At 59.5% G+C, this 26254-nt stretch carries 22 protein-coding genes and 1 pseudogene; 13 read left to right on the forward strand and 10 right to left on the reverse strand.

Going from position 1 to position 26254, the window contains the following annotated elements:
• Both VJS46_RS11210 and VJS46_RS11215 read right to left on the reverse strand, forming a co-directional pair.
• Nucleotides 1-194, reverse strand: a 194-nt coding sequence (locus VJS46_RS11210; RefSeq protein ID WP_324060136.1) for a DUF4863 family protein, incomplete at its 3' end; no start/stop codon positions are given.
• A gap of 106 nt (nt 195-300) precedes the next feature.
• On the reverse strand, nt 301-1113 hold the full coding sequence (locus VJS46_RS11215; protein ID WP_324060137.1) for a MucR family transcriptional regulator: 813 nt from the start codon (nt 1111-1113) through the stop codon (nt 301-303).
• 348 nt (nt 1114-1461) lie between these two features.
• Here VJS46_RS11215 and VJS46_RS11220 point away from each other — a divergent pair, with 348 nt between their 5' ends.
• From VJS46_RS11220 to VJS46_RS11235, 4 genes are all read left to right on the forward strand, one after another.
• Nucleotides 1462-3477, forward strand: a complete 2016-nt coding sequence (locus VJS46_RS11220) for a PQQ-binding-like beta-propeller repeat protein (protein ID WP_324060138.1) — start codon at nt 1462-1464, stop codon at nt 3475-3477.
• 70 nt (nt 3478-3547) lie between these two features.
• A complete protein-coding gene (locus VJS46_RS11225) occupies nt 3548-4450 on the forward strand; it encodes an FAD binding domain-containing protein (RefSeq protein ID WP_324060139.1) in 903 nt (300 codons plus the stop codon).
• Nucleotides 4438-4998 (forward strand): (2Fe-2S)-binding protein, encoded by a 561-nt coding sequence (locus VJS46_RS11230; protein ID WP_324060141.1) that lies wholly within the window; start codon nt 4438-4440, stop codon nt 4996-4998. The genes VJS46_RS11225 and VJS46_RS11230 overlap by 13 nt, the downstream gene beginning before the upstream one ends.
• The gene (locus VJS46_RS11235; protein WP_324060143.1) at nt 4995-7817 is read left to right on the forward strand and encodes a xanthine dehydrogenase family protein molybdopterin-binding subunit; all 2823 of its coding nucleotides are present in this window, start codon (nt 4995-4997) and stop codon (nt 7815-7817) included. The genes VJS46_RS11230 and VJS46_RS11235 overlap by 4 nt, the downstream gene beginning before the upstream one ends.
• A gap of 128 nt (nt 7818-7945) precedes the next feature.
• Here VJS46_RS11235 and VJS46_RS11240 read toward each other — a convergent pair.
• Nucleotides 7946-8253, reverse strand: a pseudogene (locus VJS46_RS11240) (transposase); the annotation flags it as partial.
• Between the two features lie 211 nt (nt 8254-8464).
• Nucleotides 8465-9223, reverse strand: coding sequence for a hypothetical protein (locus tag VJS46_RS11245; protein ID WP_324060144.1), 759 nt, complete (start codon nt 9221-9223; stop codon nt 8465-8467).
• Between the two features lie 263 nt (nt 9224-9486).
• On the opposite strand from VJS46_RS11245, the gene VJS46_RS11250 reads away from it, so the two are divergent.
• The 5 genes from VJS46_RS11250 to VJS46_RS11270 are packed head-to-tail and all read left to right on the forward strand — an operon-like array spanning nt 9487 to nt 13901.
• The gene (locus VJS46_RS11250) at nt 9487-10242 is read left to right on the forward strand and encodes an SDR family NAD(P)-dependent oxidoreductase (protein WP_324060145.1); all 756 of its coding nucleotides are present in this window, start codon (nt 9487-9489) and stop codon (nt 10240-10242) included.
• 36 nt (nt 10243-10278) lie between these two features.
• Nucleotides 10279-10701 carry a nuclear transport factor 2 family protein gene (locus VJS46_RS11255; protein ID WP_324060146.1) on the forward strand — a complete coding sequence of 141 codons (423 nt, stop codon included), beginning with the start codon at nt 10279-10281 and terminating at the stop codon, nt 10699-10701.
• 3 nt (nt 10702-10704) lie between these two features.
• Nucleotides 10705-12381: a class I adenylate-forming enzyme family protein gene (locus VJS46_RS11260; RefSeq protein ID WP_324060147.1), complete on the forward strand. Its 1677-nt coding sequence runs from the start codon at nt 10705-10707 to the stop codon at nt 12379-12381.
• 46 nt (nt 12382-12427) lie between these two features.
• Nucleotides 12428-12973 (forward strand): cupin domain-containing protein, encoded by a 546-nt coding sequence (locus tag VJS46_RS11265; RefSeq protein ID WP_324060148.1) that lies wholly within the window; start codon nt 12428-12430, stop codon nt 12971-12973.
• A gap of 25 nt (nt 12974-12998) precedes the next feature.
• Nucleotides 12999-13901 carry a hypothetical protein gene (locus VJS46_RS11270; protein WP_324060149.1) on the forward strand — a complete coding sequence of 301 codons (903 nt, stop codon included), beginning with the start codon at nt 12999-13001 and terminating at the stop codon, nt 13899-13901.
• A gap of 83 nt (nt 13902-13984) precedes the next feature.
• Here VJS46_RS11270 and VJS46_RS11275 read toward each other — a convergent pair whose 3' ends face one another.
• Genes VJS46_RS11275 through VJS46_RS11285 form a run of 3 tightly spaced genes read right to left on the reverse strand, consistent with a single transcriptional unit; the run spans nt 13985 to nt 16013 of the window.
• Nucleotides 13985-14374, reverse strand: coding sequence for a hypothetical protein (locus VJS46_RS11275; protein WP_324060150.1), 390 nt, complete (start codon nt 14372-14374; stop codon nt 13985-13987).
• On the reverse strand, nt 14371-14826 hold the full coding sequence (locus VJS46_RS11280; RefSeq protein ID WP_324060151.1) for a hypothetical protein: 456 nt from the start codon (nt 14824-14826) through the stop codon (nt 14371-14373). Before VJS46_RS11280 ends, VJS46_RS11275 begins: the two co-directional genes overlap by 4 nt.
• Nucleotides 14827-14837: 11 nt before the next feature.
• Nucleotides 14838-16013 (reverse strand): acyl-CoA dehydrogenase family protein, encoded by a 1176-nt coding sequence (locus VJS46_RS11285; RefSeq protein ID WP_324060152.1) that lies wholly within the window; start codon nt 16011-16013, stop codon nt 14838-14840.
• Nucleotides 16014-16265: 252 nt separating this feature from the next.
• Between VJS46_RS11285 and VJS46_RS11290 the strand changes: the two genes are divergently transcribed.
• From VJS46_RS11290 to VJS46_RS11300, 3 genes are read left to right on the forward strand one after another with little or no spacing between them, the layout of a single operon-like run.
• Nucleotides 16266-17468: an acetyl-CoA C-acetyltransferase gene (locus VJS46_RS11290; RefSeq protein WP_324060153.1), complete on the forward strand. Its 1203-nt coding sequence runs from the start codon at nt 16266-16268 to the stop codon at nt 17466-17468.
• A gap of 23 nt (nt 17469-17491) precedes the next feature.
• Entirely contained in the window at nt 17492-19645 is a 2154-nt protein-coding gene (locus tag VJS46_RS11295; protein WP_324060154.1) for a 3-hydroxyacyl-CoA dehydrogenase NAD-binding domain-containing protein, read from the forward strand.
• Nucleotides 19642-20799, forward strand: coding sequence for an acyl-CoA dehydrogenase family protein (locus tag VJS46_RS11300; RefSeq protein ID WP_324060155.1), 1158 nt, complete (start codon nt 19642-19644; stop codon nt 20797-20799). Before VJS46_RS11295 ends, VJS46_RS11300 begins: the two co-directional genes overlap by 4 nt.
• A 26-nt stretch (nt 20800-20825) precedes the next feature.
• Here VJS46_RS11300 and VJS46_RS11305 read toward each other — a convergent pair whose 3' ends face one another.
• From VJS46_RS11305 to VJS46_RS11315, 3 genes are all read right to left on the reverse strand, one after another.
• Nucleotides 20826-22049: a CaiB/BaiF CoA-transferase family protein gene (locus VJS46_RS11305; RefSeq protein ID WP_324060156.1), complete on the reverse strand. Its 1224-nt coding sequence runs from the start codon at nt 22047-22049 to the stop codon at nt 20826-20828.
• Nucleotides 22050-22091: 42 nt separating this feature from the next.
• Nucleotides 22092-23270 (reverse strand): CoA transferase, encoded by a 1179-nt coding sequence (locus VJS46_RS11310; RefSeq protein ID WP_324060157.1) that lies wholly within the window; start codon nt 23268-23270, stop codon nt 22092-22094.
• A gap of 131 nt (nt 23271-23401) precedes the next feature.
• Nucleotides 23402-24568 carry an acyl-CoA dehydrogenase family protein gene (locus VJS46_RS11315; RefSeq protein WP_324060158.1) on the reverse strand — a complete coding sequence of 389 codons (1167 nt, stop codon included), beginning with the start codon at nt 24566-24568 and terminating at the stop codon, nt 23402-23404.
• Nucleotides 24569-24885: 317 nt separating this feature from the next.
• Here VJS46_RS11315 and VJS46_RS11320 point away from each other — a divergent pair, with 317 nt between their 5' ends.
• The gene (locus VJS46_RS11320) at nt 24886-26250 is read left to right on the forward strand and encodes a phosphotransferase (RefSeq protein ID WP_324060159.1); all 1365 of its coding nucleotides are present in this window, start codon (nt 24886-24888) and stop codon (nt 26248-26250) included.
• Nucleotides 26251-26254: the final 4 nt, after the last annotated feature.

Genomic DNA, 26254 nt, shown 5'->3' on the forward strand with positions numbered 1-26254 from the left:
ACCAGGGCTTTGCCGCCGGATACGGTCGGATGGTGCGCTGAGCCCGGACGATACACTTTCCAGCCAGCGCCGCGCCCATCGAACTGTGCTGCCGCATCGATCGGCATGATGAGATCGATCTCGCCATTGGGATGGCTGTGACGTTTTGGTTTGACGGACTCAATTCGTTCGTCTCGAGCGGAGTCGATTGACATTCGCCAGGGCAGGCGCATCTCGACTTCGCTCGACACGGACGGTTCGATATAAGCGGAATGGGTACAGGTTCGACGACCGCCATGACTGGCGATCACACCCACCCTGTTATCCGAATATGGGCGACAATTTGGTGCGTTTCGGACGCTCCGCCGCCTTGCCATCGCGATTGGTGGCGGGAGCTTCGGAAGTGGCAGTTTGCCCCTTGGTTCTGGCCTTCACAGACGCTGCCGGGGCTTTTGATTTGGTGGATGCCTTCGTTCGCTTTGCCGGCACCGCACCCAAATTTGCGTCTTCTTGTGGTGTGGAGGCGGCCTTGCTCCCGGTTGTCTTTGCTTTCGCAGGCTTTGCCTTGCTGCGGCTGGGCCTGGAAATCGCGGCCGGCGCCTCGGCCGCTGGAGGGGTTGGCGCGGACGAAGGTTCTGAACCTGCCGTTCCGTCCGAATCTGGGCCGCGCCTTTGTCCAAATCCCATTTTGTGGGCCACGCCGCGCCGCAATTGAGAATAGGAAGGCGCAACGAATGGATAGTCGCTCGGAAGATTATACCGCTCGCGATATTCAGCTTCGGTCAGGCCGTTGGCCCGCAAGTGGCGCTTCAGCGTCTTGAACTTTTCGCCGTTGATGAGCGAAATGATGTAATCCGGATTGCTGATGGACTCCTCGATGCTGACCGCTGATACGGGCGCCGCCTCTGCAGGCGGTGCCGGAGGAGAAATCGCCTCGGCAGGCTCCGCCGCCTCTGCCGGTTCGGGCGTGGCCAGGGCGGCGCTTGCGGCTGGGTTCGGATTGGGACCGAAAGCAGAAACAGTGCTGAAAACATCGGTGAGCAGTTTCGGCAATTCGGTAGCGGTGAGCGGATGGTTGTTCACAAAGGCAGTGACGAGTTCCATCGCGGCTCGCCGTGCATCGAATTCTTCCATTAGAGTAGTCCCTTGGCCTGACTTCAAAGTTGTCGAGCCGTGTCGTTTTCGGCTCGAAACGGTCCAGGCTTATAGCAGAAAGGTCATAGGGCAAGTCAATCGCCGGTTTTGGTCAATGAGAGCACTGGAAAAAGGCCTCCGACAAGGCTCATTCGCGACGAGGCGCAAATGGTGCCCGCCGGTCTTTAGATAGGTGTGCGATCGGGTGTGATTGCCATCGATCAATAACGCCATATCCGATTTGAGGCGAGGCGGTCCAAGGGCGTTTCCATGCCGCTGGCATGACCTGGATCGCCAGACCTAAGCGGCACTGCCTTCAACGGCTGGAACTGGGCGCTAGGAGAGCGAATGATTAAGAGAAGGGCTTTGGCAGGACAGTGCGTCGCAGTGCTGTTGCCTTTCGCTGTGTTTTTGGCTGGGGCAGCGCTTGCGGAACCCTCCAACCGCCCTGCCTCGATTGTTGTGGCATCGGTCTACGGCTCCAAATGCGCGTCCTGTCATGGCGCATCGCTGGAAGGCGGTGGCGCCCCGACGTTGAAGGGCGCAACCTTTCAGTCGAAATGGGTAGACGCGGGGGAAGCCGCTCTGGCAGACTATATTGCCCGCTCCATGCCGCCCGGGGCCCCCGAACCGCTTGATTCGGTGACAGCGCAGCAGCTCGCCAGTTATATTTTGCAGCAGAACAATGCTGTATCCGGTGAGACACAGCAAGCGGCCCCTCCCAAGGTTCAGGACGCCATCTGGCAGGAGGCGGAGGCACGCCTGAAGGCCGTGGCGGACAAATTGACGCCCGTCACCGACGCCATGCTTCAGAAACTCCCCAAGGAAGACTGGCTGGCCTGGCGCGGCAGTTCAGCGTCGCTGGGTTACAGTTCGCTCCAGCAGATCACGCGCTCAAATGTCGGCAAGCTGCGGCTCGTCTGGAGCAAAAGCCTTGGGCCTGGAACCAATGGCATCGCGCCGCTCGCGCATGACGGTGTGATCTTTCTGAGCGGCGGCGGCAACATCACCGCGATCGAGGGGACCAGCGGCGACACGATCTGGAAGCGGGAAGACAAAACAGCTCCCCGTGGCATCAGTCAGCCGCGCGGCGTGGCGCTCTATGGCAATGCCCTCTATGCCTCCACGGTGGACAACCGGGTCATGGCGCTGGACGCCCGCAGCGGAGCACTGCTCTGGCAACAGGTCGTTGGCGATCAATCGGCGACCACCGCCGCACCGCTAGTGGCACAGGGAAGAGTTTTTCAGGGGACGGCGGTCTGTTTCGCCAAGGGCATGCGCTGCTCCATGGCTGCGCTAGACGCAAAAACAGGCAAGTTATTGTGGCGGTTCTACACCATTCCCGGGGACGGAGATCCGGGCGCCGACAGCTGGAACGAAGCACCCGCATCGGAGCGCGGCGGAGGCGGCATATGGGCCGGACCAAGCTATGATTATACCAGCAACCAGGTCATTTTCGGAACCGGCAACACCTATGCGGTCAATACGCTTCTGGCCAAGGATCCCAAAAAGCCGGCTCCGGCACTTTATACAAATACGACGCTAAAGCTGAACGCCAAAACTGGCAAACCGGCCTGGTACTTCCAGCATTTTCCCGGCGATGTCTGGGATGAGGACTGGGCGTTCGAGCGCATGATCGTCAAGGATCCGCGCGGTAATGAACCGGTCGTCTTGTCGATGGGAAAGCTGGGGATTCTCGACGCGCTCGATTTGAAAACTGGACAATATAAATGGTCGGCCGATTTCGGTATTCAGGACATCATAACGAACATAGATCCCCGCACCGGTGCCAAAACGATCGATGACACCAAAATCCCCGGCGAAGGCAAGGTAACCAATGCCTGCCCCTTCGCCGGTGGCGTCCGCAACTGGCCGTCAACCGCCTATGATCCGGAAAATTCCCTGCTGTTCATCCCGGTTCTGGATGCCTGCATGGAGGTGCAGGTGGACAAATCGCTGATCGAGCAATCGGTATGGAAGGTGAAGCCGCGTCCGGGTTCTGATAACAAGCTGGGCCGGATTGCTGCCGTGGATCTGCGGACCGGAAAGGCGGTCTGGGATATCAGTCGGCGGGCGCCCCAAGCCTCCGCCGTGTTGGCGACTGCAGGCGGCCTTGTTTTCGAAGGATCGCGGGACCGCTGGTTCCGGGCGCTCGACAGCAGCACCGGCAAGACGCTTTGGCAGGTCCGCCTGAGCGATACGCCAAATTCTTTCCCGATCACCTTTACGGCGGGCGGCAAGCAATATGTCGCGGTCGTGACCGGGGGCGGCACATATTATGATGGGTTGGTCAGTCACCTGACGCCGGAAATCGAACCTTCGGTTGGACGGGCGGCTCTTTGGGTCTTTGCCCTGGACATGTAGGCATGACGTGAACCACTTCTTGTGACAGCCCGCGAGCGCCCGCCCATAAGGCGGGGTAGAAGGACAGCTTATGACACAGATGGCGCCATTAAAGGCATATCATGCGCCAACCAGTTTGGATGAATGCCTGCAGATCATGGCCAAGGAGGGCAGCCGGCTTATCGTGATTGCCGGTGGTCAAAGCGTGATGCCCCTGCTGAAGACGCGCGGGTTGCGGCCGGAGGCTTTGCTGGACCTCGTGCATGTCGGTGAACTGCATGGGCTGGACGTGCTTGATGCGGATGGATCGCTTCTCGTTGGGGCTATGTGCCGGCATCGGGAATTGTGGAGCGATCCTGCCGTCGCAGGGGGGTGGCCGGCGTTGGCGGACGCTGCTGCCGGTGTCGGTGACCGGCAGATCCAGAACCGCGGGACCATTGGGGGCAACCTGGCGTTCGGTACGGTGATCACCGACATGAAGCAGGTCGCGATGTGCCTCGACGCCGAATTGCACATTGCAGGTCCAGAAGGCGAGCGGAAGGTTGGCGCGCTCGAACTCTTCGCCGATGCCGAGCGCATGCTGCTGCAACCGGGCGAGTTGCTCAAGGCTGTCTGCTTTCCTCCCGCGGGCAAGGGGGGCGGGAGCGCGTACCGGAAATATGGTATTACCGCCAACGGACGCCCGGTTATTGGTGTTGCCGCTGCCGTGACGCTGGATGAAGCCGGGCTGTGCGCGGATGCGCGGATTGTCGTGGGCGGGCTGGTGCCATGTCCCAACATTGCCAAATATGCCGCGCAGTCGCTGATCGGCAAAAAGGTGGATACCCAGGGCATCGCCGCTGCGGCCGATGCCGCCGCCGAAGAGATAAAGCCCCAGTCGGACTCGCGCGCGACGTCCGCATACCGCCGGCAACTCGTCCGCGTCTATGGCAGGCAGGTTTTGGAATTGGCGTTTGAGAGGGCGCAGGAGGATCTTTCAAGATGGAACAGCTAGTCTCCGTCACGGTCAATGGCCGTAAATATGACCGGACAGTGCCGCTGCGGATGCTGCTGGTCGATTTTCTGCGCGACGAACTGGGGCTGACGGGCACGCATGTAGGCTGCACCTATGAAGGCCGCTGCGGAGCCTGCACCGTCGTGCTCGATGGCGATTCCGTAAAATCCTGCATGATGCTTGCCGTCCAGGCCGATGGCCGCGCCCTCTTGACGGTCGAGGGTCTTGAGGCGCTTTCGGGAAAGGAGGGCGAGCTGCACCCCATCCAGGATGCCTTCTGGGAACGGCACGGGCTGCAATGCGGCTATTGCACGCCGGGCATGCTGATGACGATCTTTGATCTGCTCAAGTCCCATTCCTATGAGGACAGCGCGGAACTCACCGATACGGAGATCCGGCGATCCCTGATTGGCAATATCTGCCGGTGCACTGGCTACAGCCATATTGTCGAGGCCGTACAGATGGCGGCGGAGCGTCTGCGGGAAATGCCGGCCGAAGAACGGCAGGCCTATTTTGGAAGTCTTGAGCCCGGGAGGACGAACCCGTGAGCGTGAGACAGGAAGGCGTGAGCGGCTCCAACTGGGTCGGGCGCCCGCTCAAGCGCAAGGAAGATGCCCGGCTGCTGCGTGGGCAGGGCCACTATATCGGCGACATGAAGCTGCCGGGCATGCTGCATGTGCATTTCATCCGCAGCAAGCATGCCCATGCTAAATTGCTCGAGATCGAACTTGGCGAAGCGGTCAAAGTGCCCGGCGTGGTGGCGGGCTTTACAGGGGCCGACCTTCTTGAGAAAGGAATGCGCGAAGTTCTCATTCCCTCGCTGCTTCCCGTCCTGGTGCTTGGCGCGGAACTACGCATGCCGCGCTCCCTGCCGCTGGCCGTGGACAAGACCGTGTTCCACGGCGAACCGATCGCGATATTGCTGGCCGAAGACCGCTACGCACTTGAGGACGCGGCGGAACTGGTACGGGTCCATTATGAAATCCTGCCCTTCGTCACCGACGCCGAGCGCGCGCTTGAACCCGGCGCGCCGCGGGTTTTCGACGAATGGCCGGACAATGTCCTGTACCGCGAAAAACTCGGTAACGGCATCACGGACGCGTTTGAAAAGGCCGACATTGTCATCGAGGAACGATATGAGGTTCCCCGTACCGGCTGCAGTCCGCTGGAACCCCGCGGCATTCTGGTGGAATGGGATGATAATTCCGGTCTGAAGCACGTTTCGACCACACAGCGCCCGCACCTGCTGCGCACGGCTCTTTCCGAGGTGCTCGATATTCCGGATCATCTGGTGCGTGTGGTCACGCCCAAGGATCAGGGCGGTGCTTTTGGCACCAAGGCGCCGCTGGGGCGCGAGGATTTCGCCCTCGCCCTGGTTGCAAAGCTGGTGAAGCGCCCGTTGCGCTGGATCGAAACCCGCGAGGAGCATTTCCGGGCCGGTTATGGCCAGGAGCGAGGCCAGATCCATTATCTTCAGATCGCCGCCACCAATGAAGGTAAGATTCTGGGATTGCGCGACCGTTGCATCGGCGACGTGGGCGATGGCAACCAGCCGATGTTCATGGGCCTGGTCTTCCCGAAGTCTGGCTGCTTCTGGATGCCGAGCGTATATGACATCCCCCAGGTCGAGATCGAGCTGATCTGCGTTGCGACCAACAAGCCTTGCCTGACGCCATCCCGCTCGTTCGGCAGCTTGCCCGCGCGCTTCGCGATGGACCGGTCGATTGATCGCCTGGCGCGGGAACTGGGACTTGATCCCGTCGCGGTGCGCCGCAAGAATCTGGTCGACAAGTTTCCGCACGTCACTGGAACATATAATTTCCTGGACAGCGGCGATTATATCGGCGGCTTCGACAAGCTTGTCGCCACGATCGACGTTGAGGGCTTCCGTAAGGAGCAGCTTAAGCTGCGGGAACAGGGCCGCTATATCGGTGTCGGTTTCGGCGGCGAAGCCGAAATGTCCGGCGTATCGTCCTGCGCCTATGTGCAGTTGATGAACAAGCCCGGCTATGGCGCTGCGACCGTCCGGATTTCCGCGGGCGGAACCGTCCTCGTCCTGGACGGGGACCCGCCCGCCGGCCAAAGCCATGAGACGGTCATTGCCCAGGTGATGGCCGACGAGTTCGGCCTGACGCCCGACGATGTGCAACTCGAATATGGCGATACGCTTTCCACGCCATATAGCATGGGCGCCGTCGGCAACCGGATGGCCGCCTATACCTCAAGCGCCGCGGTCAAGGCTGCCAGGGTTCTCAAGGAGAAGATGGCGAGGGTCGCTGCGCACGATTTGGGCATCGAGGCGGCGCCCGAGGAATTCACATTCGCAGGCGGCGAGATCATCTGGGACAAGGATGCCGCCGTCCGGATATCGTTCAAGGCGGTTGCCAAGCACCTAATCGTGACGCCGCTCAATTTCCCGCCGGGCATAGAGGCTGGACTTGAACATACGGCGTATTATGAGCCGCCCGCTGATGTTCCGGCCATGTATGGGTCCAATTTCCATGCTGCCATCGTCGAAGTGAACCCGGAATCGGGCGAATTCACGATCCAGCGTTATGTCGTGGTCGATGACAGCGGCAAGGCCATCAATCCCCTGGTGGTCGAAGGGCAGAGCCAAGGCGGCGTCGTCATGGGGATCGGCAACGCGATTTTCGAAGAATTCATATATAGCGACAAGGGCGAATTACAGAACGTCACGCTGGAAGGCTATCTCATGCCCTCGGCGGCTGACGTTCCGCATGTCGAACACCGCGAGCATAATATTCCAACGCCTTACACACCGCTCGGGACACGCGGCAAGGGCGAAGGCGCTCCCGGACCCGTGCCCGCAACGATTGCCAATGCCATCGAAGACGCGCTGGCTTCGTTCAACATCAAGATAACCGATCTGCCACTCCGGCCGGAACGGATTCGCTCGGCCATCGCCAAGGCCTTGAATATCGAAGAGGTGGCGGAAGAGGCCGACTGGATGGAACCGGTCCCCCGCGCCTTCGACGGCGAGGGAGAAGGCTATGATCTGCTTATGGAGATGTACCGTTTCTATGACGGTATTCAGCTTTCGTTGCAGCCGGGCTGGCATCCCTATGCGGTCGAGATTCGCACCTGGCTCAATGACTTTGGGCAGGCTCTCGATCGGGTGGCATCCGACCCTCAGATCGTTGAATTCATGGCAAAGATGTTCGACGGAGGGGAAGAATATGTCTTCAACGAGGCTTCACCGGAGCTGACCGCGGCCTGGGAGCGGTTGGAAGCCCTGCCTCGGCCGACCAGCAATCATGCCTATCTGGATTATATCTTTCCGGCGTTTGAGTCCCACAGCTTACTCTTGGTTGTCCTCAGCCATACGGCCGGCGACGCGAGAAGCTGACCAATGGAAGGGGTGAGGCCGCCAGTGCGGCCCAGCCATTTTTAACAGGTCATTCCCCTCCAGCCCGGCTCGAAATGCAGAGCACCACGTCTCGCGCGAAGCATATTCAATTGGAGCATTTTTTTCGATCAGTCTGGATCATATCCGCACGAACTGAAGTAGTTGGCGCATTCGTTGGGCTGGAAGATGTCGACGAGTTTGCCGATGAGGTTCCATAGGCCTGAGACGGTTCGCTCACCTGCTTTTCGCAGCATGGCCTTGAGGCGTGAGAACGCCTTCCCGATGGGGTTGAAGTCGGGGCTGTAGGCGGGAGGAAGCGCAGGGTTGCGCCTGCCGCCTCGATCCGCTCACGCACCGAGGCACGCTTGTGGCTCGACAGGTTGTCCATGATGACGACGTCGCCGGGTCGCAACTCGGGCACGAGCACCTGAGTGACAGCGGATCGCCGTCGATGGCGCGACCCCAAAACGGGCCGCCGCCGCACGGCAACTCATCCCACCATCAACCGCAGCCAGAAGCCGGACACGCAAATCCATCGATAAAGCTTGAGCCATTCATGCCAGCCTCCTCCTTCACCAGCATGGATTCTGAATCAGAAAATCGAACTCTTGGAAATCCCTCTCAATTCATTGCGCTCGAAAAATGCGCTAAGCACCTGCCTTTTTCACGACATCGTTGAGGCGGTCATAGCCGTGCACCGGTGCACTCCCGTCGATAAAGGATTGTATAATGTCGTAATCGGTCGAGCGATCGGGAAGTTCGTAGCCTTGCATCGCCCAAATCGCCTGGATCAGACGCCGGATGGCCATGACGAAGAGAACTGAGGTGGTGAATTCCACCGCGCCCTTGGCGCCCATGCGCGCTTCCATCCCTTCATAGAGCTCGCGGGTCACTTCGCCGTCCATCGTCGCCTGGACATATTCGACAATTTGACGGTCTTCGGGTGTCAAATCCTCCAGGTGGTTATCCAGCAAGGACTTGATGTCCCTGGGGTCTATGCCCGACGCGACAGCATCAGCGATCTGAAGGCCTTGGATCAGCGTTTTCAATCTCACAGGGACGGTCAGGCGGATCCAATCGCGGTCCCGCGCACTGAAACTGCCGCGACTCTCGGATGTGCCGAGCATGTCGGTCAGGCGAATCCAGAGATCGGCCACCTCGGGGGTTTGCAGCAAGCCGACGTACAGCGGGGACATCCGATATTCCTGCCCCTTGTTTTCCGGCGTGGATTCGAACCAGATTTTTGACCGCTTCACGATATAATCGAACGCTTCCCGCTCTTTTTCGCTGAGGCTTTCTCGCTCGGGCAAAGGCAGGACGGACGCTGCGATTTCCTGCAAGGTGAGGCCCGGCGGGGCGACTTTTCCCTGACGGGATTTGGGGTCTGCTTTGGTTGTCATGTCCACCTCTCAACGAGGGCCACACGGTACAAATTCCGGAATTGCTGCTGTCCTGCCAAAAGATGGGCCGTCCCGAACGGCGAGAGCCGCAAACTGAGTGCCGAGATATTTTTTGTTTATGCCGTTGACGCCAGCGATGGTGGCCATCCTCCAGGGACTCGACTTTAGATAGGTGGCGTACGGCTCCTGGCGGATAGTTTGCCTCATCGTTCCGTCGCATGGCAAGTGACAGCCGCGAAGAGGGCCGCTGGAGTGCCGTAGGAGTTACCATGATTGTAGAAAAAGGCGGGGCGTTGGTTGTAGGTGGCTCCGGGGGGCTTGGCAGCGCGATCGTCCGGCGGCTCGCCGCGGACTGGGAATATGTCGATTTCACCTACCGCTCAAATGCGGCAAAGGCGGAAGCGCTGATGAACGAGGTGCAGGAGGCTGCGTCGCTCGCCATGCACTCCCTCGACATCAGCGATGAAGAGAAGCTCGCGGAAGTATTGGCGGCCGCAGACAGGCGCAGCGGCGGTTTGCGGGCTGTGGTCTATGCATCAGGTGTCAGCATCCAGCAGCCCTATGTCTCGCAGATCGAACCGCGCCAATGGGAAGAAGTCATCAATACCGAACTGATGGGCTTCGTCGCCCTGGTGCGTCAGGCCATTCCGGTGCTTCGGCGCACGCAGGGCTGTATTGTCAATATCGGGTCGGTCGCTCCTCATTGGTACGTCATCGGAGACGCGCTTTCATCGATCCCCAAGGCGGGCACTGAAGCCTTGTGCCGGGCCGTCGCCAAGGAGGAAGGGCGCTACGGCATCCGCGCCAATACCGTGGCTCCCGGTATCATGGAGGTGGGAATTGGCGGAAATCTGATGGAGACGATCTATAACGGCGAAATATGGGCGGAGCAAAAGAAACGCACGCCGCTGCGCCGGTTCGGCACTGGCGAGGACATCGCCGGCGCTGCAGCGTTCCTATGTTCTTCGGAAGCCGGTTTCATCACCGGCCAGACTATCATAGCGGATGGCGGACTGTCGCTCTGACTGGCGGCGGCATAACTGAAATGAAGGGAAGGATTCATGACTGATCTGACGGCGTTGTTAGCCGAACGCGCCTGCAAGCGGCTGATGCTGGAATATTGCGAATATGTGGACACGCGGCAGTTTGAAAGGCTGGTTGCGCTTTTTGCCAGGGACGGAGTCCTCAACCGCAGCGACACTGGCGAAATCAGGGGTCATGCCGCAATCAAGGCCTTTTTCGATAAGCTGACGACCGATCCGCTGATCCATGCGGCGAGCAACCTGCTGGTCACCGTGACTGGCCCCGAAACCGCCGAGGCTACCTCCTATGTCACGGTCTATCGCAGCTATCGTGAGAATGCGACGGGGCTGCCCAAGCTGGAGGCGCCTTATGTGGTGGCGAAATATGTCGACAAGTTCGTCGTCGAGGATGGCGAATGGAAGATCGGTTTCCGCGACACGATCTTCGCTGCCAAGGAGTAACGCATGTCCTTTGTTCGGGGTCTTCAGGCAAGGCCCGATACTATTGGCTATTCCATCCTGGAGGCCGCGCGGCGCTGGCCTGACCGCCCGGCCTTCATTCTGGGCGAGAAGCAGGCCGACTATGCGGAATTCACTCGACAGACGGTTTTCTGTGCGCGCCGCCTGCTCGCGCAGGGTATCCAACCGGGCGATCATGTCGGCATATTGATGCCGAACTGCTGGGACTATGCCATCCTCTCCGGAGCCATCAACATGATCGGTGCGAGCGCCGTCGTGCTCAATGCGCGCTATCGTGGCGAGGACCTCCATTATGTCGTCCGGCATGCGGAAATCAGGGTCCTCTTCATTACGGGGGCGGCTCGCCCGCATCTGGACCTGCGTAAATTGCTTGTCACCAGCTTTCCCGAGCTCGCCGGGTGGCGCAAGACAGAGCCGTTGCGGGTGGCCGGTGCGCCTATGCTGAGCAAGGTGTTTCACTTTGATGCACCGGACGAAAGCTGCTGGCCAACCGAGGCGGATTTCGATGCTGGCGGAAGAACGGTCGGCGACGCGCAACTGGCAGAGCGGATTGCTGACGTGCGACCGGAGGACACGGCCCTTATTATCTTTTCCTCGGGCACCACGGCCCAGCCCAAGGCCTGCATGATCAGCCACGGATCTGTGACGCAGGTCGCCGGTGCGCTTACCGAGCGTCTGGAACTCACTGCGAATGATGTGTTCTGGGACCCGTTGCCGCTATATCATCTCTCCTCTCACCTGCCACTCAACGCCTGCCGGCAGGTGGGCGCCACTTTTGTGAGCCAGAGTCATTTCGAGCCGGCGTCCGCACTGGCGGAAATGGAGCGGGTCGGCGCAACTGTCTTCTACCCGGCCTTTCCGGCCCTTACCGCCGCGTTCATCGACCATCCCGATTTCAAGACCCGCAATCTGTCGAAGCTGCGCCTGCAACTGAATATCGGCGCGCCCGAGCAATTGCGCAAATTTGCGGACGCCATTCCGAACGCGACCCAGATCTGCTGCTATGGCCTCACCGAATGCGGCGGCATCGCCACCATGTCGAGCCCTCAAGACACGCTGGAGCAGCGCATCGCAAAGGCGGGCAAGCCCTTGCGCGGGTTCAGCATCCGCATTGTGGATCCCGGTACGCTTGACGATATGCCGGCGGGCCAGGTCGGTGAAATACTCATAAGGGGTCCCATCTTTTCCGGCTATCTCAAGGATGAAGCGCAGACCGCCAAGGTCATGCTGGAGGGCGGCTGGCTCCACAGTGGCGATCTGGGCTGGATCGATGAGGACAGCCAGCTCGCCTATACGGGCCGGATCAAGGACATGCTCAAGATCGGCGGAGAAAATGTGGCCGCCGTGGAGGTGGAGAGTTTCTTGTCCCGGCATCCCAAGATCAAGATGGTGCAGGTCATTTCGGCCCCAGACGACCGGCTGGTCGAAGTTGTCGCAGCCTTTATCGAGCTGAATTCCGGCGAGACCATGTCGGCCGAGGAAGTAATCCAATATTGTGCAGGGAATATCGCCAGTTACAAGGTACCCCGCTATGTGCGTTTCGTGACCAAATGGCCGATGAGCGCAACAAAGATCCAGAAATTCAAGCTCGTCGAAACTTTCGTTCCGGAGAACAAGATCGACGTGGCGGCCTTCATGGGCAAGGCCACCAGGAGCGGCTGACCCCGCATTGCGCTGGCGTCAAAATAGGATGGAGAGGATGTCGAAAATGCTGCCGATAGTGAGACGCGTGGTAACGGGCCAGACGCCGGACGACCGGCATGTTTATACGCATGTCGAGGAGGTCGAGCCGCTGGAAATGGGCGGCGGCGCCAAATGGTATGGTATGTGGGGCTGGGAAAAGCTGCCCTCCTTGCCTCATAGTCCGGAAGGCCCCTTTGTTCCCCGCAGCATCTTCCCCGAAGCAGGCGGGATGCGCGCCAATATGGTGACCTTCCCACCCGGCTTTGGCGTCAAGGGTATGGCGTTTCCCCCCATCGCTCCTGATCCCGAATATCAGCGACTGCAGGCTGCTGTGACTTCAGGGGGCGAGCATGATTTCGACGTCGGAATGCACTCTACGGACTCGGTTGACCTGGGTTTCGTGTTCTCGGGAGAGATCACGCTCATCCAGGGCGACGGCAGCGAGGTCACGCTGAGGCCAGGGGACGTGATGGTTCAGAATGGAGCCAAACATGCCTGGGAGAACCGCGGAAACGAGCCTTGCGTGATTTGCTTTGTGGTCCTTGGAACGTCCCGCAACGCGAACGCTTGAGGCCCTGCTGAAATAGGAGAAGACAATGTCTGAGAAAGGCTATGGATTTGCATATACCCGGGGCCTGAACCTCACGGATGTGAGCCAGACCACCGAGCAGGAAAAGGCGGAGTTCTGGGCCGACAAAATGACCTGGCGTCCTGGCAAGATGGCTTATCCGCTGACCGCCTACAGCTTTCTGATCCAGAACCGGCCGGACATGCTGAAATACCATATGCGGCAGATGCAGTTCCTGCATGCGGTGCCCGCCAATGGCGAGATTCCAATGGCCATCACCATGCTGACGATGCTGCATTGGTATGCCTGCAACCGCGTACCGGGCGGGGTCCTGCACGAAGTCATGGGTTCGCAGGAAATGGGCGCCAGCAAGGCGCAGGTGAACGAGATTTTCGGACTTGCCTTCATGCATTCGGGGCCCTGCGGCTTCAACGAGGTCTATCTTCAGGCCTTTGACTATATGGCCAGTTACAAGGAGCCGGACCACTCCATCGCGTGGCCGCAAGGCTGGGCGCCCGATGCCGGCGCCTTCCGGAGCGGCCTGGACTTCGACAATCCGGAGTTGACCAAGGCGGAAAGGGAGATGCTGGACAAATGGTATGCCAATACGATCGGCTATGTTCCCCGGTCGGTGGCGACCCTTGCCAAATATAATCCCAGCTTCGTGAAGCAGCATCGGGCCAAGTTCGAGGGTGCCCTTGCAACCGGCGCGCTGCCCAAGCAAATGGTCCCCTATATCCTCATCCACTATAATATGAATCGCGGTTTTCGCGACGGCATCAGAGAAGCGACCCTACTCGGCAAGGCCTGGGGCATGACGCGCGACCATGTGGTTAACGCCTTGACGCTCGGCACTGGTTATATGGCCGGTATCGACGGAATGTATATCGTTGACGAAGCCATTGGCGACATCCTTGAAAACTGGGATTGACAGCTGCCGCCGCGATCCAAAAAAAAGGGAAACCCCCGGCACCAGGACGTGTCGGGGGTTTTTCGTTCTACCGCGCCTTGGGCCTAGAGGATGACGGTGGCCATGGCCGAATTGACTGTCCCCCGCTCTTCGCTTTCCAGGATAACCGAACAGGTGATCCGGTTGCCGTCGACGGCTTCTATCCAGCCCTTGGCCACGATTTTTTCCTCGCCATAAATATTGTCGAGGAAGCGTGAGGTCATGGACGCGATGCGGCCGCCGGGAAACGCCTTGAGCAGGCAGTTCATCATATAGGCCACATTGATCGGGCCCTGGTTGATCACCTTGTCGCCCAGCCCCCTGGCCTTCACCGCCTTCACGTCGAGATGAATGGGATTGGGGTCTGCCAGAAAGACAGCCCATTGTTTCATTGCCTCCGGGCTCACGTTTTCGATCACAAAGGGCGGCAGTTCGTCTCCCACGGCGTAGCTCATGCCAGCTCCCTCCTCGGGAGTATCCAGACATTGTCGGTTTCCAGCGCCATCGCGCCGTCGGGACCGTGGAGCCGCAGCCGGTAAGTAAGGACGTCCATGACGCCCAGTTTTCGGCTGCGCTTGCGTACCAGGCTCAGAATTTCGCCCGAAACCATATAGGGAACCTCGGTTCTAAGGGGCGTGGAAAATTGCACCTCACTGCTGCCCATCATCGGCCCATCCTCGACATTGAAGTCACAGGCCGCGCATAGTTCGGCCACCGTCTTTCCCATCGCGACCTGCGTTGCGACATAATAGTAAATCGGATGCGCCATCCCGTCTTCTCCAGGCTCAATCTGTGTCGAATGGCAGAGATTGCGATTTTCATGCCTGGAGATGACATAGGGGCTGACGCCGTCCAGGAGAATTCCGGCAACATCAGGGGGAGAGGGCAGATCGTCTGTATCGGACAATGCGTGATCCTTCAGAAGGAGCGCGGAAGGCCAAGGCTCTCGGCTATCGTATTGCGAACCATTTCGTTCGAAATCGGCGTCATGCGCAGGATGCGGTGGTCGCGCCAATATCGCTGCATATCGGTTTCCGCCGAATAGCCCATGCCGCCCAATATCTGGATTCCCAGATCGGCCGCCTTCACTGCATTTTCGGTGGCGACCATCTTCAGCATATTCGCTTCCACCCCGCATGGCTTGCCGGCGGCCTGAAGGCTGGCGACATAATAGAGCAGCAGCTCGGTCGTCTTCTGCCAGGTGGCGATGTCGGCGATATAGTGCTGCAATATCTGGAACCGGCCGATAATGTCGCCAAAGGCCTTGCGTTGCTTCACATAGGCCAGCGCGTCTTCCAGAATTCCGTCCAGCGCGCCCAGGCATTGGGCGCCCACCATGATCCGCTCGTTATTGAGCGTGGGCAGCATCATGTACCAGGCATTGCCGGGTTCGCCGAGCACGTCCTCGTCGGGGATGAACACGTCGTCGAACGTAACAGAGCATGAGCCCATGGCGCGCATGCCCAATTTGGGGAGGAGGGAGGCCATAATCCCCGGCGACTTCGCGTCCGCAAAGAACAGCGTCAGGCCCTGCTGGCGCTTTTCAACATTCTTGTCGGTCCTGGCGAGCAGGAGGAAACGGTCGGCGACCTTGGCGCCGGTGGTCCACATCTTCGCGCCGTTGACTTTCCAGCCTCCGTCAACCTTCTCTGCAAAGGTCTTCATCGCGCCCAGCACGTCGGTGCCGCCATCGGGCTCGGTGACCGAGATCGCGATGCGCAGATTGCCCTCCGCCATGGGCCGCAGCCAGCGTTCCTTCTGCTCGGGCGTACCATATAGTCCGACCGACTTGGCCCCGGCAAAGGAGGTTACACCCCAGGTCCAGATCAGCCCGCCCGCCGTCCGGGCAAGTTCGCGCGCGAAGATCATCTGCGTCATCACGTCGCCGCCCAGGCCGCCAAATTCCTCCGGAATGCCAATCCCGAAAAATCCCTGTTCCTTGAGCTTGTCCCACAGCGGGAAAGGATAATTCTCCTCATCCGCCTCAAGCTTGCGCATGAGATCCTTCGGCGCCTCAGCATCAACCCAACGCCGTACGACATCGCGAAATGCTTCCTGTTCTTCTGTCAGCGAAAAATCCATCGTCGTCCACATGTCCTTTCGTTTGATGCTTTCTCGGCGCAATCCGCATTTCAGCAACCTATCTGAAGTCGGGTGAGTTAAATGCGGGATTCCGGTCGAAAGAAAATCGGCAAGGGTCCTGGACCGGTAATTTCGGCGCTTTTTTCAGGCCAGGAGCATTGCCGCGGGCGGATCGACCCTCCGTTCGATAGGTGTGCTTGCCGGCCACTAGGCTGACTTCAGATGGCACTGGTTCCCAACGCAACAAGGTTCGCAGGAAGTTAGATGGAAGCTTATATCTACGATCATGTGCGCACGCCGCGCGGCAAGGGCCGTCCCGACGGAGCGCTTCACGAGATTTCCTCAGTCCGGCTGGCGACCCAGCTGCTTGAGGCGGTGCGTGACCGCAGCAATCTCGACACATCGCTTCTCGACGATGTCATCATCGGCATGGCGCAGCCGGTCGGTGAGCAGGGCGGCGTGCTGGCCCGCGCCGCGGTGCTGGAAGCAGGCTATGCGCAGACCGTCAGCGGGCAGCAGATCCACCGTTTCTGCGCCACCGGCCTTGATGCCGTCAGCCTGATAGCGGCGCAGGTCCATTCCGGCATGATTGAGGCGGGAATCGGCGGCGGCGTCGAGTCCATGAGCCGCACGGTGATGGGTTATGACAGTGGCGCGTGGACGTCCGATCCGACGATTGCCTACCATAACCACTATGCCCCCCAAGGCATCGGCGCCGACTTGATCGCGACTCTGGATGGCTTCAGCCGCGAGGACGTGGACGCTTTCGCGGTGGAAAGCCAAGCGCGCGCGGCCCGGGCGTGGCAGGAGGGATATTTCAAGGGCGCCATAGTCCCGGTGAAGGACGTGCTCGGCGACGTCATTCTAGATCATGACGAGCATATGCGCCCCGGCACCACCCTCGAAAGTCTCGGCAAGCTCAAGCCTTCCTTCGAGGGCTTCGGTAAAGCGGGCTTTGAGCCAGTCGTGAAGGACCGCTATCCTGAGATCGAGGAGCTGAATTACGTTCACCATGGCGGCAACAGCTCCGGTATCGTCGATGGCGCGGGGCTCGTCCTTGTCGGATCGAAGGCGTTCGGGGAGAAAGCGGGCCTCAAACCCCGCGCCAGGGTTCGCGCCTATGCCAATACCGGTTCTGAACCGACAATCATGCTAACAGCTCCAACGGCAGTCTGTCAAAAGGCGCTCAAGGCCGCCGGCATGTCCAAGAACGACATCGACCTGTGGGAACTCAACGAGGCGTTCGCCAGCGTTGTCATGCGCTTCATGAACGAGATGGATGTGCCGCATGACAGAATGAACGTCAACGGCGGCGCGATCGCCATGGGGCATCCGCTGGGGGCGACAGGCGCGATGCTTGTGGGAACCGTTCTCGACGAGCTTGAGCGGCGCGACCTTAACACTGGGGCTATTTCCCTTTGCGCGGCCAACGGCCTTGGCACTGCCTGCATAATCGAGCGCGTCTGAGCGCCAGCGGAAAGCAAGACACCATGCGACATATGAAGATCGAAAAAGCGGCTGACGGCTTTGCTACCCTCATCCTCGACAATGCCCAGGAGTCGATGAACATCGTCAATGAGGAGTTCATCGCCGACATGGAGGAGGCGACGAAGGCGCTCGCCGAAGATGAAAGCGTCAAGGGCGTAATTCTTACCAGCGCAAAGCCCGCCTTCATGGCGGGGGCCGACCTGAAGCGACTTGTGCGCCGCTACGACAAGCATGAGGCGTATGCTTTTTCGCAGCGCGCCACGCAGATGCATCGCGCAATGGAGACTTCCGGCAAGCCCTGGGTAGCGGTTATCAATGGGCTGGCGCTGGGCGGCGGCTTCGAGCTCGCCCTGGCCTGCCATTACCGGATTCTGGTAGACGATCCCAAGGCCCTTGTCGGCCTGCCCGAGGTCAATGTCGGCTTGCTGCCCGGATCGGGCGGAACCGTTCGCCTTGGCATTTTTGCGGGCATGAAGACGGCTCTTGATTTGTTGCTTTCCGGCCGCTCGGTGGAACCTGCCGAGGCTCTCAAGTTGAAGATCGTCGACGAAGTTGTTCCTGCTTTAGAAGCAATGGACCGCGCCCGCACCTGGCTCGCCACCGGTCCCGATCCGCTCCGTCCCTGGGACAAGAAGGGGTGGGTGCCTCCGCAGAAAAAGGGCCTGACCGTGCCTGAGGATTCATTGGCTTACACGATGGCCGCCGCGGCAATCGCCAAGAAGGGTTACAACACGCCTGCTCCGCTCGCCATCCTGGCGACGGTTTTCGAAGGGATGCAGCTTCCCTTTGACAAGGCGCTTGCTGTCGAGGGCAAATATTTCGCCAAATTGCTGAGCGACCCGGTCGCGGGCAATATCATCCGGACAAGCTTTATCTCCAAGCAGGCCGCCGAAAAGGGCGCGCGCCGTCCGGCAGGCGTGCCCAAATCAGAGGTAAGGAAGGTCGGCGTTCTGGGTGCGGGCATGATGGGCGCGGGTATCGCTTATGTGTCGGCCAATGCCGGTATCGAGGTGATTTTGCTCGATCGCGACAACCCGACCGCCGAAAAGGGCAAGGCGTATAGCAGCAAGGTCCAGTCGAAGCTGATCGAGAAGGGCAAGCTGACGCAGGACAAGGCGGATGCTGTCCGGGCGCGTATCACGGCGACCGACGATTATGCGCTGCTCGAAGGGTGCGACCTGGTTGTGGAAGCGGTGTTCGAGGATCCGGCGATCAAGGCCGACACGACCCGCAAGGCCGAAGCGGTCATTCCCCAGAATGCGGTCTTTGCATCCAACACATCGACCTTGCCGATCAGTCAGCTCGCGCAGGCGTCCCAACGGCCTGACCAGTTCATCGGCATCCACTTCTTCTCTCCAGTGGACCGAATGGGCCTGGTCGAAGTGATCATGGGCAAGCAGACATCGCAGGAAACCCTGGCCAAGGCGCTGGATTATATCGCCCAGCTCCGCAAGACGCCGATTGTCGTGAACGACAGCCGCGGCTTCTACACCAGCCGCGTGTTCCAGACTTTCATTCATGAGGGCGGGGCGATGCTGATGGAAGGCGTACCGCCCGCAGTGATCGAGAATGCGGCCAAGGCGGCCGGCATGCCGACCGGTCCACTCGCGCTGCTCGACGAGTTGACCTTTGACCTGCCGCTCAAGATTGTCGACCAGGCGATTGCTGAGGAAGGCGACAAATATACCCCGCCCGCGGGCGTTCCGGCTTTGCGCAAGATGCGCGATGAATTGGGCCGTTCGGGTCGCAAATCGGGCGGGGGGTTTTATGACTATCCGGAAGGCGGACAGAAGCACCTCTGGAAGGGGCTGGCTGAACATTTCCCCGTCACGGCCGATTATGATGTTGAGGAACTGAAGAAGCGCTACCTCTATGCTCAGGCAATGGAGACCGCCCGCTGCCTGGAAGAGGGCGTGCTCGAAACGCCGCAGGACGCCGATCTTGGCGCCGTTTATGGCTGGGGCTTCCCGCTCTGGACCGGTGGCACGATCAGCTACATCGACACTGTCGGTATTGAAACTTTCGTGGCAGAGGCGGACAGGTTCGCGCAGAAATATGGCCCCCGCTTCCTTCCCTCGGTCTGGCTGCGGGAACGGGCCGCGAAGGGGCAGGCATTCTATGATGAAGCGCCAGCCGGGAAGCTTGAGGCCGCATGAGACGCCTGACCTTCCAGATCGAGCATGAGCAGTTCCGCGACAGCGTCGTGAAGTTCATGCAGGCGGAAGTCGCACCCCATGCCGAGAGATTCCGTGAACAGGGAATGGTGGACCCCGAACTCTTCCTGAAGGCGGGCGAGCAGGGGCTGCTCTGCACCTGGGCTGACGAGAAATATGGCGGCGCGGGTATTGATGATTTCCGCTTCGAGCAGATCATCATCGAAGAGAATATGCGCCACGGCGATATCGGCTTCTACATCAACCTGCACAGCGATCTTGTCGCGCCCTATATCGCCAAGCTTGGCACCGCGGGGCAGAAGGATCGCTGGATGCCAGGCATCGTCAGCGGCGAGAAAATTCTTGCCGTCGCGATGACGGAACCGTCCACAGGCTCAGACCTTGCAGGCATTCGCACGCGGGCGGAAGACAAGGGTGATCATTGGCTTCTGAACGGTGCGAAAACCTATATCTCCAACGGCATTCTGTCGGACCTGGTCGTCGTTGCCGCGCGCACCGATCCCGAAAGCCGGTCCGGCCTTGGCCTTTTCGTCGTGGAGCGTGGCATGGAAGGGTTCGAGCGCGGCCGCAAGCTCGACAAGATGGGGCTCAAGTCCCAGGATACCGCCGAACTATTCTTCAATGGCGTGAAGGTGCCCAAGGAGAATGTACTGGGCGATCCGAAACAGGGCTTTGCCTATCTGGCCCGTTTCCTGGCGCAGGAACGGCTTGTCGCGGCCATCGGCTTCATGGCGACCGCGCAGACCGCATTCGACCTGACGCTCGATTATGTGAAGGAACGGCGGGCCTTTGGAAAGCCGATCGGGGCATTCCAGAACACCCGCTTCAAGATGGCCTCCATGCGCGCTGAACTCGACATGGCGCAGACCTATGTGGATCAATGCGTGCTGCTTCTCAACGCCGGTGAACTGACAGCCGAGGATTCATCCGCCGCCAAGCTGCTCACCAGCGAACTTGAAGGCAGGGTCATGGACGAGTGCGTCCAGCTTCATGGCGGAGCCGGCTATATGAACGAATATCGCATCTGCCGCATGTACACCGACGCGAGGATCAGCCGGATATTCGCCGGCACGTCCGAAATCATGCGGGAAATTATCGGCCGCTCGCTGGGCCTTGATGAACGCAAGCTGATTTAGAGCCGTAGCCCGTTCTTTTTTGGGCTTCAAAGAACCGACTTTTGCCGCAGGCTTTCAATTTCCCCGGCGGACAGTCCCAACTCCTCGGAAAAGATTTCATCCGTGTGCTCGCCTAGCATTGGCGCAGCGCGGCGGTACTGGACGGGGGATTCCGAAAGGCGGATCGGGCTTGCCACATTGGGCGCGTTCACGCCCGCACCATGGGGCAGGTCGATGCGCATTCTCCGGTGCTTGACATGGGGATCTTCAAAAACCTGATCCATCCGGTAAATCGGGCCGCAAGGGACATTGACGGCTTCCAGCGTGACCACAAGATCTTTCATATCATGCTGGAGCATGACCGTCGCGATTTCCCCGACCAGCAGTTCGCGGTTACGAATACGTTCGGGGTTCGTCGCAAAGCGGGGGTCGGCGGACCATTCCTCATGTCCGATGGCCTTGGCGAAGCGGCGGAACTGGCCGTCATTCCCCACTGCAAGTATGATGATCCCGTCCCGGCACTTAAACATCTGATAGGGTACCATATTGGGATGGGCATTACCCTGCCTTTGCGGAATCCTGCCGGAAATGAAATAATTCAATGCCTGGTAGGAATTGGTTGCCACCACGCAATCGAGCAGCGACATGTCGATGTACTGGCCAAGATCTGTTTCGCGCCGGTATTCGACAGCGGCAAGAATGGCGATTGTGGCATACATGCCGGTCAGAATATCTCCCGCCGCGATCCCGACCTTCATCGGTCCGCCGCCGGGCTGATCGTCGGCATGTCCGGTGATGCCCATCAGGCCGCCCATGCCCTGGAATATGAAGTCATAGCCGGGCAGATGCGAATATGGTCCATCCTGGCCGAAACCGGTGATCGAGCAATAGATGAGACGAGGATTGAGCGGTTTCAGGTCCTCATAGGACAGGCCATAGGATGCGAGCGTACCCACCTTGTAATTTTCGACCAATATGTCCGCCTGGGCCGCCAGCTTGCGGATAAGCTCCCGTCCCTCGGGCTTGGAGAAATCGACCGTGATCGATTTCTTGCCCCGGTTTGCGCTCAGGAAATAGGAGGAATCAAAGGTTGGATTGCCCTCAGCGTCTTTCAGAAAAGGCGGGCCCCAGCTGCGCGTGTCGTCACCTGTTTCGGGACGCTCCACCTTGATCACCGTCGCGCCAAGATCGGCCAAATTCTGGGTCGCGATCGGCCCCGCCAGAATCCGGGAAAGGTCCAAAACCTTCAAGTGCGACAAAGCGCCCGTCATTTCGTCATTCACTCCCAAAAAACTTTTCGAACCTATGCCGTCCTATTCCAGTGACTGGTCGCCATCCAGAGGCGTTTGGATCAGGGCCTCCACTTCCTCAGCGCTGAACCCATATTCCTTCAACACTTCCTCCGTATGCTCTCCCAGGGCAGGACCAATATCGCTGATCCGCCCCGGAGTCTTGGAAAACCACGTCGGAATACCTGGAAATCGCACCCTGCCATGCTTGGTGTCGCGTTCGTCGAAAAAGTCCACATCCGTCAGATGTTCATCCTCCAGCAGGTCTTCCAGCGACAGCAGCGGCATGGCGGGAATTCCGATCCGGTCGAACAGTTTCAGCCACTCCTTGGTGGTTCGGGTCGCCATGGCGGTTTCGACATGCTGGTAAACACAGTCGATATTCTGCAGCCGCTTGGCAAGCGTATCGAGCTCGCCAGCGTCCCGATTTTCGGGAAGGCCTGCGACCTCGACAAAGGCACGCCATTGTTTGTCATTATAGACGAGCGCAGAGATATAGCCGTCCCGGGTGCGATAGGGCCGGCGCAGCCTGGATACGACGCGATCATAATAGGGCCGTGTGACGGGTGGTCTGAACAAGGCGCCGCCAATATGTTCGACCAGATTGAACGATACCATCGTTTCGAACATCGGAACTTCGATTTCCTGCCCTTCACCTGTGCGTGCACGATGGAAAAGCGCCATCATGATCGCAGAAAGGCCGGTAAGAGCGGTGACTTTATCGGCGATCGCCGTCGTCACGTAAGCAGGCGTTCCGTTTTGCATCCCCTGCAGCATGGAGGATCCGCATGCGGCCTGGATGACATCGTCATAGGCGGCCAGATCGCGATATCTGCCATTCCGGCCAAAGCCGTACATATTGCAGTAAATGATGTTCGGATTGGCTTCGGCGATATCCTCATAGCGCAGGTTCAGGCGCGCAATCGCGGCCGAGCGCATGGAATGCACAAACACATCCGCCTCTCGCACCATCTTCAGGAGCGCGTCCCTGCCGGCGGGCGACTTCAAATCCAGAACGATGCTCCGCTTGCCGCGGTTCAGGTTGAGGAAGGTGCCCCCCATTCCATGCTCGTGGCATCCCGGCATGAAGCGGGTGGTGTCGCCATGGGCGTTCTCCACCTTGATCACGTCGGCGCCGAAATCGGCCATGATCTGCGTGGCATAGGGGCCCATGACGACCGACGTCAGATCGATTATGCGCACGCCGTCCAAGGGTCTTGGACCTGCGGAAACGGCCTTCCTCCCCGTTGCGGGGCCAGTGTTCCCGGCTTCCGATTGCTTTGCCTGCATATCCAAATGTCACTCCTGTTCGAAGCTGTTCGCCGGACGCATCCTCAATAGGATTTCGGTAATTCGAGCACCTTCTCGCCGATGAACGACAGGATAAGCTGTTCGGTGATCGGCGCGATGCGGGTGAGAATGGATTCGCGGAACAGGCGTTCGACTTGGAATTCCTTGGCATAACCCATCCCGCCATGGGTAAGCACCGCCGTTGTGGCGGCTTCGAACGCGGCGCGCGCGCCCAGGAATTTCGCGGCATTGGCTTCGGCACCGCAAGGCTTCCCCTGATCGTAAAGGGAAGCGGCGCGCAGACACATCCAGTAGGCCGATTCCAGATGGATCCAGTTGGTTGCAAGCGGGTGCTGGATGCCCTGGTTCTGGCCAATGGGACGGCCGAAAATCTTGCGATCCCTGGCATAAGCGCTGGCACGGCGCAGGGCATCGCGGCCAAGACCGATCGCCTCGATGGCGACCAGGATGCGTTCGGGATTGAGGCTGTCGAGCAAATAGCGGAAGCCCGAGCCCTCTTCACCGATCCGGTCTTCGTCGGGCACAAACAGATCGTCAATGAAGACGGCGTTGGAATCGACGGCGTTTCGGCCGAGCTTCTTGATACGGTTGACCTGGATTTTCGACCGGTCGAGATCGGTGCAGAACAACGTCATGCCCTTGGTCGGGTTTTGGCCCGGTTCCTTGGGGCTCGTACGGGCCAGAATCATGATTTTGTCGGCCACCTGTGCGGTGGACGTCCACATCTTGCGTCCCGTGATGCGATAACCGCCGTCAACGCGCGTGGCGAATGTGGAGATGCTGGTCGTGTCGAGACCGGCATCAGGTTCGGTTATGCCGAAACAGACCTTCTTTTCGCCCCTCATGAGGGGAACGAGGATGCGTTGCTTCTGCTCGGGCGTGCCATGCACGACGATGGAGTGCGGACCAAAAAGGTTGACGTGAATCGCCGTGGCGGCCGAATAGCCGCCATTGCTCGACGTTGCCGCATGCATCATGATGGCTGCTTCGGTCACGCCGAGGCCCGCGCCGCCAAGCTCCACCGGCATGGTGATGCCCAGCCAGCCAGCCGATGCCATTGCCTGATAATATTGCTCTGGAAAACGAGTGTTTTCCTCGCACTCTGTCCAGTATTCATCGCTGAACTGGCTGCACAGACGGCGGACGCTTTCGTCTATGGCTTGCTGATCCTCGGTGAGGCTGATGTCCATTCTTAACCCTCTCCTTGCCGGGACATTGATCGAAAAATGCATGACTGCCGGTCCATCAGCGGAAGGAATTCCAGGTCGCCATTTGGTCTCATATACGCTCATTATTCACATTTGCAAATAACCCAGCACGTCAGCAGTTGACAAAACATCATCGCAAACGCTGGAATGATCCGCATGGCGGGCCGCAGGCAGCAATTCGGTTGCAAAACCAGATGGACCGTTACATATTGGAACAATGTTTGTATATGAGAATATTGCTGGTCTACGCGGCGTCGGCTGGCGGAACGGAGAATTCCGCTTCGCCAGGAGAGGATAGGATGAATAAGGTGGTGGAGGAAACGGTTACCCTTCGGCGCGAAGATCTGATGCAGTGGGTTGAAGAGGTCGCCTGCGGCAAGGTCGTAAACGCCACGCTCGCCTCCGGAGGGAATCGCTGCGTTGGCTGGGCCCTCGACGTGCAGCGTGCCGATGGCGCATTGATTCCGCTTTTCCTGCGTTATCAGCAATTCAACGACGCCAGCGGCGGCCCCTACACGATCCGGCGCGAAGCGGAAATCTATAGCGCTCTGCAGGGAACGGGAGTGTGCATCCCCGGCTTTGCCGGCGTGCATCCGCAATATCAGGCCATGTTGACGCAGAAGGCCGCGGGCAACGCCGCTTATCGGGCCCTCAAGGATGAAAGCGAAAAGGATTCGCTGGCGCGGCAATGTGCGGCGGCGCTGGCGGCGCTGCATAAGGTCGACGCCTCCCGGCTCCACATGCCGGCTTTTGGCGGATATCCTACCATTCATGAGGCGCTTCGGGCGGAACTGAGCAACTGGTACGAGATGTACCGCCTCACCGGGCGCGAGGACGCCTTAATCGAGTTCGGCAGGGCCTGGCTGGAAGATAATTTGCCAGAGATGAACGGACCTGCTGCGCTTGTTCATGGCGATGCGGGGCCCGGCAATTTCATGTTCGAACAGGGAAAGCTGACGGCACTGATCGACTGGGAGCTCGCGCATCTCGGCGATCCGATGGAGGATGTCGCGTGGATGTCGCTGCGTTCCGTGCTGGAGCCCGTTCCGCGCTTCCCCTCATGTATTGAAGCCTATGAACAGGCGAGCGGTCAGGCGGTAGACTTTGGCCGCGTGCGTTATCATCGTGTTTTCGTGTCCTGGCGCATTTGCGTCATCCGGCATTGCAATGCGAGCGGGCGCGCGGGTGCCTCCGTGATTAACCGCGCGCTCAACCGCAGACTCCTGATTGAGGCAATTGATGATTTCGCAGGCAAACCTGCCGGTTCTCGCGAAGCCATGAATTTCAAGCCGCGCGAATATGACCGGCTTTTCGAGCAGGTGCTGGAGGACATCCGGACCGTGGTGGTTCCGGGCTGCAACCGGGAAGATGCGGTGGAAAAGGCCAAGGACGTTGCCAAGGCCGTCAAATTCATGCGACAGCTTTACAATATTGGCCCTGAAGTGGAGCGGCGCGAGATTGATGCGATTGCTGCCTTGCTGGGCGGAATGCCAACATCGCTTGAGGCCGGGCGATCAGAGCTTGCAAAGCAGATCCGCTCCGGTTCAGTGGATACAGAGGAGGCCCTTCGCTTCTTCCGCCTGTCGGCAACATTGGAAACTGAACTCGCTTTCGGTGCGATGGGCAGGCTTGCCACTCGTCATTACTCCCCACTGACAGATTGAGATA

Origin of the sequence: Rhizorhapis sp., from assembly GCF_035276005.1 — a bacterium.
Lineage (GTDB): Bacteria > Pseudomonadota > Alphaproteobacteria > Sphingomonadales > Sphingomonadaceae > Rhizorhapis.